General features: G+C 65.6%; 9 protein-coding genes and 1 pseudogene. 6 read left to right on the top strand and 4 right to left on the bottom strand.

From position 1 onward, the window contains the following. Positions 1 to 369 (top strand): annotated as a pseudogene (locus V6E02_RS09125) (hypothetical protein); the annotation flags it as partial. A 109-nt stretch (positions 370 to 478) separates the two neighbouring features. After that, positions 479 to 649: a hypothetical protein gene (locus V6E02_RS09120; RefSeq protein ID WP_347308480.1), complete on the top strand. Its 171-nt coding sequence runs from the start codon at positions 479 to 481 to the stop codon at positions 647 to 649. A gap of 503 nt (positions 650 to 1,152) precedes the next feature. On the opposite strand, the gene rho is transcribed toward V6E02_RS09120, so the two are convergent. Further along, the gene (gene rho, locus V6E02_RS09115; RefSeq protein WP_347308479.1) at positions 1,153 to 2,412 is read right to left on the bottom strand and encodes a transcription termination factor Rho; all 1,260 of its coding nucleotides are present in this window, start codon (positions 2,410 to 2,412) and stop codon (positions 1,153 to 1,155) included. Between the two features lie 151 nt (positions 2,413 to 2,563). Next, entirely contained in the window at positions 2,564 to 2,890 is a 327-nt protein-coding gene (gene trxA / locus V6E02_RS09110; protein ID WP_347308478.1) for a thioredoxin TrxA, read from the bottom strand. Between the two features lie 202 nt (positions 2,891 to 3,092). On the opposite strand from trxA, the gene fdxA reads away from it, so the two are divergent. Genes fdxA through V6E02_RS09095 form a run of 3 tightly spaced genes read left to right on the top strand, consistent with a single transcriptional unit; the run spans position 3,093 to position 9,398 of the window. Beyond that, complete coding sequence (fdxA, locus tag V6E02_RS09105; RefSeq protein WP_347308477.1) at positions 3,093 to 3,416, top strand: ferredoxin FdxA; 324 nt, start codon at positions 3,093 to 3,095, stop codon at positions 3,414 to 3,416. Between the two features lie 31 nt (positions 3,417 to 3,447). Next, on the top strand, positions 3,448 to 6,162 hold the full coding sequence (locus V6E02_RS09100) for a PD-(D/E)XK nuclease family protein (RefSeq protein WP_347308476.1): 2,715 nt from the start codon (positions 3,448 to 3,450) through the stop codon (positions 6,160 to 6,162). After that, complete coding sequence (locus tag V6E02_RS09095; protein ID WP_347308475.1) at positions 6,159 to 9,398, top strand: UvrD-helicase domain-containing protein; 3,240 nt, start codon at positions 6,159 to 6,161, stop codon at positions 9,396 to 9,398. The genes V6E02_RS09100 and V6E02_RS09095 overlap by 4 nt, the downstream gene beginning before the upstream one ends. 127 nt (positions 9,399 to 9,525) lie before the next feature. On the opposite strand, the gene V6E02_RS09090 is transcribed toward V6E02_RS09095, so the two are convergent. Together V6E02_RS09090 and V6E02_RS09085 are read right to left on the bottom strand one after the other, a co-directional pair. Continuing rightward, positions 9,526 to 9,870: a DUF2069 domain-containing protein gene (locus V6E02_RS09090; protein WP_347308474.1), complete on the bottom strand. Its 345-nt coding sequence runs from the start codon at positions 9,868 to 9,870 to the stop codon at positions 9,526 to 9,528. After that, positions 9,870 to 10,574 carry a HugZ family pyridoxamine 5'-phosphate oxidase gene (locus V6E02_RS09085; protein ID WP_347308473.1) on the bottom strand — a complete coding sequence of 235 codons (705 nt, stop codon included), beginning with the start codon at positions 10,572 to 10,574 and terminating at the stop codon, positions 9,870 to 9,872. The genes V6E02_RS09090 and V6E02_RS09085 overlap by 1 nt, the downstream gene beginning before the upstream one ends. 101 nt (positions 10,575 to 10,675) lie before the next feature. On the opposite strand from V6E02_RS09085, the gene V6E02_RS09080 reads away from it, so the two are divergent. Further along, entirely contained in the window at positions 10,676 to 11,902 is a 1,227-nt protein-coding gene (locus V6E02_RS09080; protein WP_347308472.1) for a YihY family inner membrane protein, read from the top strand. Positions 11,903 to 11,928 lie beyond the last annotated feature (26 nt).

Here is an 11,928-nt window from a genome sequence, read left to right as displayed (position 1 = left end):
GCTGGTGGAGCGCTACCGGAGCCGGTTCGAAGGCTGGAACGTCAAGCATTTCCACGCCTGGTACCGGCGGGAAGGGGCCGTCGTTCCTACACCTGGGTGAAGAATCGCTTGCAGGAGGCGGGGGTGGTCAAGAAGGCCCCGGGGCGGGGCAAACACCGCAAGCGGCGGGCGCGGGCCGCCTGGCCGGGCATGATGCTGCACCAGGACGCCAGTCGGCATGAGTGGGTCACGGGGCGGCACTGGGACTTGGTCGTCTCGATGGATGACGTCACCAACGAGCACTATTCGATGTTCTTCGTCGAGGAGGAAGGCGCGGCCTTCGTGCCCTGGATCGGAGGTAATCTCGATGACATCCTGTGCGAGCAGTAGGAGCGGGGGGGTCGGCAAGGAAAACGCAGTTTCAGCGCAGGCTAACCTGCGCCAGCAGGTCAAGCCGCGTAGCGGCGGCCGAAACTTCAACTGTGTGGCTTTCGAGGGGATGAAGTTGCAAATCCCCACCGACCGTCACCGCATGCATTACGTCAAGGTGAAGGTGCAGGTGCACCGTGACTTGGATGGGAGGATCGCCCTCTTCCACGGCCCACGCTGCCTGGCTCGCTACAATGCCCAAGGGCAGTTGCTCAAACCCAAGTTGCAGACTGCCGCGTAGGTCCGCCGCGGCACCTGACTGTGGGATACCTTCCCACAGGGAACAAGCGGACAGTCTATGCGCCACGAAACCAGGCAGTTCGATTTGTTGACAACCGGTATCCCGCCACCCGCACCGCAGGATTCGACAGCCGAGCAGCCGTTGCCATTGAGCATTCGGCAAATGCGTGAGCACTTCCCGGCGTCCCCGCACAAGCGGGTGGGACAGGACGATGGCCACGAGGCAGCCCCTCCCGGCCTGCACGGGCTTGCGTAGGAATGACGCTTCCGCGGAGCGTGTCCCGTATTAGCAAAAAACCTGGAAGCCTGCTCACCCCCGCCCCATTCACCCCCGCCGCATGCTGTCGAAAAAGTCCTGGTTGTTCTTGGTCGCCCGAATCTTGTCCAGGAGGAATTCCATCGCTGGAAGGTCGCCCCGCGAAGGGTTGAGCAGGGGCCCCGCGACAGCGGGGATGCGACCCCGTAGCGGGGCAAGACCTGGAAGCCTGCTCACCCCCGCCCCATTCACCCCCGCCGCATGCTGTCGAAAAAGTCCTGGTTGTTCTTGGTCGCCCGAATCTTGTCCAGGAGGAATTCCATGGCTTCCAGGTCGTCCATCGGATACAGGAGTTTGCGCAGGATCCAGATCTTTTGCAGCACGTCCGGCTTGATGAGGAGCTCTTCGCGCCGCGTGCCAGAGCGGTTGACGTTGATGGCTGGGTAGATGCGCTTCTCCGCCATGCGTCGGTCGAGATGGATCTCCAGGTTGCCGGTGCCCTTGAACTCCTCGTAGATCACGTCGTCCATGCGGCTGCCGGTGTCGATGAGGGCGGTGGCGATGATGGTGAGCGAGCCGCCTTCCTCGATGTTGCGCGCGGCGCCGAAGAAGCGCTTGGGCTTCTGGAGGGCGTTGGCGTCCACGCCACCGGTGAGCACCTTGCCGGACGCCGGCTGCACGGTGTTGTAGGCACGCGCCAGGCGGGTGATGGAATCGAGCAGGATTACCACGTCCTTTTTGTGTTCCACCAGGCGTTTGGCCTTTTCGATCACCATTTCCGCCACCTGCACGTGACGCGTGGCGGGCTCGTCGAAGGTGGAGGCCACCACCTCGCCGCGCACCGTGCGCGACATCTCCGTCACTTCCTCCGGTCGTTCGTCGATGAGCAGAACGATCAGCACCACATCCGGATGGTTGGCGGTGATGGCATGGGCGATGTGCTGCAGCATCACGGTCTTGCCGGTCTTGGGCGGCGCCACCAGCAGCCCCCGCTGGCCCTTGCCGATGGGGGCGATCATGTCGATCACCCGGCAGGTGATGTTTTCTTCCGCCTTGATGTCCCGCTCCAGGGTGAGCATCTCGGTGGGATGCAGCGGTGTCAGGTTCTCGAACAGGATCTTGTTCTTGGCATTCTCCGGCGGCTCGCCGTTGACGGTGTCCACCTTTACCAGGGCGAAATAGCGCTCGCCGTCCTTGGGCGTGCGAATCTCCCCCTGGATGGTGTCGCCGGTGTGCAGGTTGAAGCGGCGGATCTGGCTGGGCGAGACATAGATGTCGTCGGGGCCGGCCAGATAGGAGGTATCTGGCGAACGCAGAAAGCCAAAGCCATCCTGGAGCACCTCCAAGGTGCCCTCACCGTAGATGCTTTCGCCCTTGCGGGCCTGGTTCTTGAGGAGAGCGAAGATCAGATCCTGCTTGCGCATGCGCGCAGCATTCTCGATTTCGTTGGCGACGGCCATGTCCACCAGTTCGGAGACATGACGCCTTTTGAGGTCGGAAAGATGCATAGACTCGTGGAACGAAGAACGGTTGAGGAAGGGGTTGAAACGCGGAGCGGGCCCGGCGGACCGAATAAATGCCACCGGCAACGTGGTCGGGCCCCTTGCTGTGGATTGTTGGGGACCCGGCCGAAGAACTTCAGATGGGAAAATAGACGCTTTAAGTGTTGCTGTCAATGAAGGCGGTGAGCTGGGACTTGGACAGCGCGCCCACTTTGGTTGCCTCCACGTTGCCGTTCTTGAAGATCATCAGGGTAGGGATGCCGCGGATGCCATACTTGGGTGGCGTGGCCTGGTTTTCGTCTATGTTGAGCTTCGCCACCTTGATCTTGCCGGCGTATTCCTGGGCCACCTCGTCCAGGATGGGAGCGATCATCTTACACGGCCCGCACCAGTCTGCCCAGAAATCTACCAGCACGGGGAGTTCGGACTGCAACACCTCCTGTTCGAAGGAGTCGTCGGTGACGTAGTGAATGTGTTCGCTCATGGCATCCTCGCTAGACGAAAAAGCCGCCGGTTAGGCGGTTTGGTGAAGGGCTAATGGTTTGATTTATTGGGACTGGAATCCGGTAAGCCAAGGGTATGCTAACGAAAAACCCGCCCCTTGGGAAGCATGCCGCCGGTTTTGCTCAGTGCCCGCGCCAAGGCTACAATCAGGGCTTCTTTCCGCTTGATTCGAGGCAGGTGCCATGGCCTACGTCGTTTGCGAAGCCTGTATCCGCTGCAAGTACACCGACTGCGTGGACGTCTGCCCCGTGGACTGCTTCCACGAGGGCCCCAACTTCCTGGTGATCGACCCGGACGAGTGCATCGACTGCACCTTGTGTGTGGCGGAATGTCCGGTGGAAGCCATCTATGCGGAGGACGACGTGCCCGAGGACCAGCGCGATTTCATCGCCCTCAACGCCGAGCTCGCCAAGGTATGGAAGGTGATCACCGAGCGCAAGGATCCACTGCCAGACGCGGAGGAGTGGGCCAAGGTCAAGAACAAGCGCGACCAGCTCATCCGCTGAGGGCCTGCGGCGCGCTTTGTCCCACCCGCGCGTGACCCTGGACGCCCTCTCCGCCCACACCGAGACGGTACCTCCCGCCGCCGCGCTGGAAGAGGCCGCGCAGCGCCTGATCGCCCAGCACGCCGATGCCTTGCCAGATCTGTCCGGCCTCATCGTGCTCCTGCCCAGCCTGCATGCCGTCGCCCCCTTCGCGCGGGCGCTGGCGCAGGCCGCGGGTCGATCCACCCTGATTCTGCCCCGCCTCACCACCCTGCCCCAGCTCGCCGCGCAAATGCCTCTGTTGCAGCCGACGACATCCGAGCTCGAGCGCCAGGGACTGCTCTACGGCGCCCTGCGCGAGCGGGGCTGGTTGCGCGAGCAAGACCGCTGGAGCATGGCACGGGCGCTTATGAGCCTGTTCGATGAGCTCACCTTGCACCGGGTGGCCTTGCCCGAGGACGAGGCAGACTTCGCCCGCCGTCTTGCGGCGGCCTATGGCGCGCGCGAGGGCCCATCCCTGCGCTTCGAGGCCCGCCTGGTGCACAGCCTCTGGCAGGTGCACAATGCCGTATTGGCCGATCGCCCAGATGCGACGGCGGCCTACGTGTTGCGTCTTTCCCGTCTCGCACGCGAGGCGCCCGCGCCCCTTTATGCCGTGGGTCTTGGCCAGCTTGCGCCGGTGGAGGTGGAGTGTCTCCTCCGTTATGCCGAGCGCCAGCCGGTCCGCGTGTTCGCCCCCGCCCTGCTGGAGGCAAGTAAGGACCCTGTGCAGGAGGTGTTGGCCGCGGCCTGGATGGCCGGCCCGGACACGCTGGGGGAGCGGGCGCTTCGACTGCGTGAACGTCATCCGGCAAGCCCCCTCGCCAACCGCTTGCGTCTTTCGGCTGCCCACGGTCTGGAACAGGCAGCGCAGCTTGCCGAGCATAAGCTGCGCCGTTGGCTCGCCGAAGGCAGGCAAAGCATCGCCATCGTGGCCCAGGACCGGCTGGCGGCACGGCGGCTGCGGGCGCTTTTGGAACGCTGCGACATCCTGGTGTCCGACGAAACGGGCTGGACGCTGTCCACGGCGGCGGCCGCTTCGGTGGTGATGCGCTGGCTGGATCTAATGGCCAGCGACTTCCATCACCGGGAACTCCTCGATTTCCTGAAGTCGCCGCTTATCTTCTCGGATGTGCCCGCGCCGGCGCGACGGGAAGCGGTGTACGAGCTGGAGCGACTCATTCGCAGCCGCAATCTAGTCTCGCGGCTCGCCCACTACCGGATTGCGGCGCGCGAGACGGGTTCCACAAGCCTGGCCCTGCTCGACCGCCTGGAAGCGGCGCGCAGACTCTGGCCGCGCGAGGCTAAACCACTTGCCGACTGGTTCGCCACGCTACGGCAGACGCTGGACGGCCTGGGTATCACCCAGGCCCTGCGGGCGGATCTCGCCGGCGCGCAATTGTTTGCGCTGCTCGCCACCCTGGAAGAGGATGCACAGAAAACACCTGGTCGCTTCCATCTCGCCGAGTGGCGGCGGCTGCTGGACGAAGCCCTGGAAGCGACCACCTTCCGCGATGCCAGCATCGACAGCCCCGTAGTGTTCACCCATCTGGCGGCGACGCGGCTACGCCGCTTCGATGGCGTCATCCTGTTGGGCGCCGGCGCTGAGGAACTGCCGTCGCGCCCCGAGGGCAGCCCCTTCTTCAACGAGGCCGTGCGCGCCGAGCTCATGCTCCCCACGCGCCGGCAGACGCTGGAATCCCAGCGCAAAGATTTGGCCGGCCTGCTCTCGGGGGCAAACGAGGTGCTCGCCATCTGGCAAAGCGAAAAGGATGGGGAAACCCATCTGCCCAGCCCCTGGTTCGACGTGCTGGCCACGCTGCACGAAATGGCCTGGGGGGATGATCTCGCCCTGCGCGAGGAGTTGCGCCCGATCTCGCCGCCACGCAGCGGCGCGACACCGCGGCCTGCCCCGCGCCTGGCGCCGGCGCAGGTGCCCACCCGCATTTCCGCCAGCGGCTACAACAGCCTGCTGGCCTGTCCCTATCAGTATTTCGCCCGTCACGTGCTTGGCCTCAACGAGGAAGACGAGGTGACGGTGGAAATGGAAAAGCAGGATTTCGGCCAGGTGGTGCATCGCATCCTGGCCCGCTTCCACGCTCGCCATCCCGTCATCACGCGACTCGGCGAAGAAGAGGCCGAGCGAATCCTGCGCGCCATCACCGAGGAAGTGTTCGCGCCGCTTTTGGCGCAAAACTACCTCAACCACGCCTGGAAGCTCGCCTGGGAGGCGGTTTTACCCGACTACCTCGCGTGGCAGCGTAGCCGCGAGCAAAACGACTGGCGCGTGGCCGGCCAGGAAATCGCCCGCCGTCGCCGGCTCGCGCTCGACGACGGCACGGCCGTGGAGCTCGTCGGCACCCTGGACCGGCTGGACCGCGCCGATGACCGGCTGGCGGTGCTGGACTATAAAACCGGCGATCCCAGCCGCCTGCGCAAGCGGCTAAAGGATGCGGGCGAAGACGTGCAGTTGCCGGTCTATGCCCTGCTCGCTGGAGAGCAAGTGGCGGAAGCCGCCTACATTGTCCTCGCCAAAGAGGGCCCGACACTGGTGCCATTCGCCCGTGATATTGCCAGCGAGGCCGCTTTGGTAGAGGCGCGGCTCGTGAACATCCTGGGGAACTTGCGGGCCGGTGCGCCCCTGCCCGCCCATGGACGTGAGGAGAGCTGCCGCCATTGTGAAATGGCGGGCCTGTGCCGACGCGCCTTCTGGGAGACCCTGCCATGAGTAGCGCCAGCGGCCTTGTGCGTCAGGCCCTGGATCCTCACGCCAGCGTGGTGGTGGAAGCCTGCGCAGGCAGCGGCAAGACATGGCTACTGGTGTCACGCATCCTGCGTCTGTTGCTGGCCGGCGCCGAGCCTTCCCAGATTCTCGCCATCACCTTCACCCGCAAAGCCGCGCAGGAAATGCAGGCCCGCCTCAACGCGTGGCTGCGCATGCTCGCCACCTGCACGGAAGGGGAAGCACGTGAGTTTTTGCTCGCGCGTGGCCTCACCGCCCAAGCCCTCCCCGACGTGCTGCCGCGGGCGCGGCACCTGTTCGAGCACGTGGCTGCCGCCGAGCCCGGGCCCACCATCGACACCTTCCACGGCTGGTTTCTGAAGATCTTGCGCCACGCGCCCTTGGCTTTCGCCGCGGCGGGTAACGTTACCCTGCTGGAGCACACGGCGGCGCTGCGGGAGCAAGCCTGGCAGGATTTTGCTGACCGCCTCGCCGCTCAACCGGACGGACCGGAAGCCCAGGCACTGGGCACGTTGTTCCGGGAATGGAGCCTTTCCAACACCCGCAAGGCGCTCGACGATTTCTTGCACAAGCGCACGGAATGGCAGGCCTACACCCGTGGCGCCGACGACCCACTAGCCCATGCCGCGGTCCGCTTGCGCGAAACCCTGGGCCACGTCCCAGGGCGGGATGCGGTGGCGGAATTTTTTGCCGCCGGCGGTGAAGAGGACGCCCATTTCCTCGCCCACCTCATGGCGCAGGGGACGGAAAAACAGCGTACCTGCGCCGCCACCCTGGCCCGCGACGGGCGCGCCGACGAGGACTATTTCCTGGCGATCCGCGAAGTCGCCCTGACCCGCGAAGGCACGCTGCGCAAGGAATGGGTCAAACTTGCCGAGCGCCATGGCGGCCCAGAGGCGTTGCAACGCTGCGAGCGGCTTGCCCAACGGCTGCGCGACGTAGAGGAGGCGCGGCTTGTCGCCCGTATCCAGTCTCTCAACGAAGCGGCCTTGCGCTGTGGCGCCGCTTATTCTGACCACTATCAGCGTCTCAAGGAAGCGCGCGGCGCGCTGGACTTCGCCGACATCGAGCTATTCGCCTGGCGGCTTCTGGCGCAAGGCGACTACGCCGAATACCTGCAGTACAAGCTGGATGCCCGCTACCGCCACATCCTGCTGGACGAGTTCCAGGACACCAATCCCGTGCAGTGGCAGATCCTCAAGACCTGGCTCGCGGCGGCCGAGGCCGCGGATCGTCGTCCCACGGTGTTCCTGGTGGGCGATCCCAAACAGTCCATCTATCGCTTCCGGGGCGCGGAGGCACGCCTGTTCGATCTGGCCAAGGATTGGCTCATGCGCCACTATGGCGCAGTGTATCTCGCCCAGGACGAATCGCGCCGCTGCGCGCCCGCGGTGATCGATCTGGTCAACCGCGTGTTCCAAGACGTGTCGGACTTTCCCCATTTCCGTTCCCACACGGCCCACGACGCGACCCTGCCCGGCGGCGTGCTCGTGCTGCCCCTCGCGCAAGTCCAGGAAGAGGCGGCTGCGCCACGCGCCACGTTGCGCGACCCGCTGCGAGAACCCCGACCCGAGGACCAGGACGCCCACGCCCTGGAAGCCAGCCAGCTCGCCGCCACCCTGCGCGACCTGGTGGGTCGGCTGCCGGTGCGTGAGGGAAAGACCGAGCGGCCCGCCCGCTTCCGCGACATCATGGTGCTCACCCGGACGCGCACGCCCCTCATCCACTTCGAACAGGCCTTCAAGGCCGCAGGCATTCCCTACCTGACCGCACGTCAAGGCGGGCTGCTCGACACCTTGGAAGCAGCCGACCTCACCGCGCTGCTGGAATTCCTAGTGCTGCCCTTCGCCGATTTGCGTCTCGCCCAGGTGTTGAAGAGCCCCCTGTTCGGCGCCGACGACGCGGACCTGCTGCTGCTGGCGGGCCGCAACGAGCGCACCTGGTGGCAGCGCTTAACCGCCCTGGTGGCGGAAGGCCAGGCGCCGCCCTGTCTTGCGCGCGCGGCGGAACACTTGGACCGCTGGCGCAGCCTCACGGACCGGCTGCCGGTACATGACCTGCTCGACCGCATCTACTTCGAAGGCGAGCTGCACGCCCGTTACGCCGCGGCGGTTCCCGCAGCGCAACAGGCGGGCGTGCAGGCCAATCTGCACGCCTTCCTGGAGCTCGCCCTGAAGATACAGAGCGGCCGCTACCCCTCCCTGCCCCGTTTCCTACAGGAGCTGGCCGCCTTGCGCGAGGCTGGCGAAGAGGCGCCGGACGAGGGCACGACGGATGCCGGGGGCGATGCCGTGCGCATCCACACCATCCACGGCGCCAAGGGGCTGGAGGCCCCCATCGTCTGTCTCATCGATGCCCAGCGCCGACCCAACGCCAACGACAGTTACCGGGTGCTGGTTAAGTGGCCGCCGGGCGCGGATGCGCCCACCCATTTCTCCTTCTACACCAAGCAGGACGAGCGCGACCGCGCGCGGCTCACTTTTTTGCAGGAAGAAGCGCGGCTGACCCGCAACGAGGAACTCAACCTGCTATACGTGGCCCTCACGCGGGCAAAGCAATATCTGATCGTGAGCGGCTCGGGCAAGCCGCAAGCAGAAAGCGGCTATGGCCGCATCCTGGCGGCGCGATGCAGCCATCCCCTCGATCTCGCCACTCTGCCGCCGCCCGTGGCCGCAACCGCCCCGCCCGCGCCCATAGACGCGCCCGTGGCCCCGCCCGCCGCGACAGCCGTGGGCCGGCGACTGGCTCCTGTCCACACGCCTGCCATCCAGCGTGGCATTGCCCTGCACCGCATCCTGGAAGTGCTCACCACACCGGCAGGCCCCCACCTCGACGACGCGCTGCGGCGGGAGCTGGGGCTTGCCCAGCCGGAATTCGAGGCCCTCTTGGAAGAAGCGAAAACGCTACTTACCGCCCCCCAGCTCGCCCGCTTCTTCGCAGACGGCCAATATCGCCGCGCAGTGAACGAACTTTCCTATGTGGGCCAAGACGGCGAGTTGCGCCGCATCGACCGTCTGGTGGAATTCGACGACGAAGTGTGGATCCTCGACTACAAGATGGGGGAGAGCGCCCCGGCCAATCCACCTGCGGCATACCGCGCCCAGCTCGCCGCCTATCGCGCGGCCATGGCGCCCATCTATCCCGAGCGGCGCGTGCGTGCCGCGGTGATCTTCGCCGATGGGCGGCTGATGGAAATCCTCGCGGATGACATGCGTGACTGATAGCTTCCCACTGCCGGCAATCGCGGCCAAAGCTGCTCCCACAGGGGGCGCGCCGCTTTAACAGCGATCTCGAGGCGGCAACCGCGTCGTCACCCTATCGCCTGCGGCCCGCGCCAACCACTGGGTTTCAGCGCCGGGGCGCGGCAAGCCGCGCATAGGCGCTGGCGCTAAACAGGAAGACCAAGGAAAGCGCAACTTCCAGCAGGGCCAGGCGCGAGGCCGGTGGCGCATCGGATGCGGCACGCACGATCCCCTCGGCGAAATAGAGCAGGATCAACATGGCCGACCACTGGTAGGTGTAACGCCTGCCGCGCAGGATGCCGAACAAGGGCAAAAGCAGCGGCAACACCTTGAGCACGAAAAACGACCCGCCGGGGCGCAGCGGCGCCCAGACGAGCTCCCAACCCAGGCAGAGGAAAATGAGCGCGGTGAGACTGATGATGGCACCGTAGTGGGCGACAGCGAGCCTCATCAGCCACCTCGATCAGCTTGCGCCAGGTTCACCAGCGCCTGGCGCACGCCCTGTGCATCCCATACCGGCTGGGCAAAGTCGATGCGCAATAGCCGGTCCCCGACGCGCAGATCGAAGCCATCGCAATCGATGCCCACCAGGCTGACCGCCCCCGGCGGCGCCACGCCCGCTCGCCGCGCATAGCGGCTGAGCACATCCCGGTGTTCCCGGTTCATGTGGGCGATGATTTCGTCCTCCACTTCCGCGAGCCGGCTTGCCAGGGCGAGATAATCGCCGGCGGTCACCCATACCGCCGCGCCGAAGCCGGGGATGCTGCGTAGCCGCACCGGCTCGAGGCGCCAAAAGGCAAAATCCAGCGCGAGGTAATCCGCCGCGTGGGGCAGATAGCGCAAATAGCGCGCGCGGCACTGCTCGATTTCGCCGTCCGGCACCAGGCGCGCCTCGCCTACCAGGGTAAAACGCGGAGAAGCCAGCACGTAGCCCTGCCACACCTCGGCCGCGGCGAGACTGAGACGCGCTTGATAGTGCAGGTTGCGGGTGTGTTCCGCCAGCGCACTGATCAGCATCACGGGCCGCCCCTGGTGGTCCGCCACGTATTCCACGAAGGACGCATAGGGAAAGCCCGGCATGTCGTGGGAATGGGTGGCGATCACGCCGGTGTGGCAGCGGCGCACAAGGCGCCGCGCGCGTTCTGCTGGATTCATGGCCCCTCCGATGGCTTACTCGGCGTGGCGATTATCCTCCATTTCCCACCGGCCGGCCTTCACCTTGACGCTCGCGAAGAGGCGATGCTACCGTCCGCCCCATGTCTGCCCGCCCCGCCCCGTGGCGCGTCCTGCGCCGCAGTCCGGCTTTCCTGCGCTTCGTCCTGCAGCGCTTCCTCGCGGATCGCTGCCCTCAGACCGCCGCGGCGCTGGCCTACACCACGCTGCTTGCCCTGGTGCCCTTGGTGACCGTGGCCCTGGTGGTGCTGGCGGCCTTCCCGGTGTTCGAGGAGATCATCACCGCGCTGAAGATTTTCTTGCTCACCCACATGGTGCCGGAGATCGCGGGCAGAATCATCACCGTTTACATGCTGCAGTTTTCGGAAAAGGCAGCGCGCCTCACCCTGGTGGGCATTGCCTTTCTCATGCTCACCGCCTTGATGCTGATGCACACCATCGAGGAATCGTTCAACGCCATCTGGCGCGTGCGTCAGCCGCGGCGACTCGCCCAGCGGTTCGTCACCTACTGGGCCGTGCTTACGGTCGGGCCGCTGCTCCTGGGTGCGAGTCTTTCCATCACGTCCTATCTGGTGAGCCTGTCCTTGGGTTACACACAACGCATCCCGTTCATCGGCGTGTACCTGCTGCGGCCGGTGCCCCTCGTGCTGATGTCGCTCACTTTCGCCCTGCTCTACATGCTGGTGCCCAACCGGTCGGTGGCATTCCGGCACGCGCTGGCAGGTGGGCTGGCAGCAGGACTTGCCTTCGAACTCATGAAAAAGGGCTTCGCCTGGTACATCACCAGTTTTCCCACCTTTCGCCTGGTCTATGGCGCCTTCGCGGCCTTACCCATCTTTCTCGTCTGGGTCTATCTCTCCTGGCTGGTGGTGCTGGCGGGCGCGGTGATCACCGCGAGCCTGCCCGCCTGGATGGCGGGCGCGACGGCAACTAGGCACAAACCCGGCTGGCATTTCGTCGCCGCGCTGGAGTTGCTGCTCGCGCTGGCCGCCGCCCAAGAGCAGGGCGAAACGCGCACACTTGAGGCCTTGCGGCGAGGACTCCCGGCCGATGTCGAGGAAACGGAGGCGCTGCTCGACACGTTGCGCACCGCCGGTTTGGTCGCCCGCAGCGACAATGGTGACTGGCTGCTGGCGCGGGCGCCGGGACACATCGCCTTGCGCGACGTGCATCGGCTATTTGTCTGGGATGCCAAGGCCACGTCCAGCCGCCATCCCGGCATCACCCGTTTCCTCGCCGCCCTGGCCGAAACGGGTGAGGGCGTGCTGGCGGCCACGCTGGCCGATCTCGCCGCCGGGCATCATTCCTGAAAGTCCGAAAGCCTACCGCAGGCAAT

It is taken from the genome of Thiobacter sp. AK1 (assembly GCF_039822265.1).
In the GTDB taxonomy this organism is placed as follows: domain Bacteria; phylum Pseudomonadota; class Gammaproteobacteria; order Burkholderiales; family Thiobacteraceae; genus Thiobacter; species Thiobacter aerophilum.
This window is presented reverse-complemented; position numbering and strand designations above follow the sequence as displayed.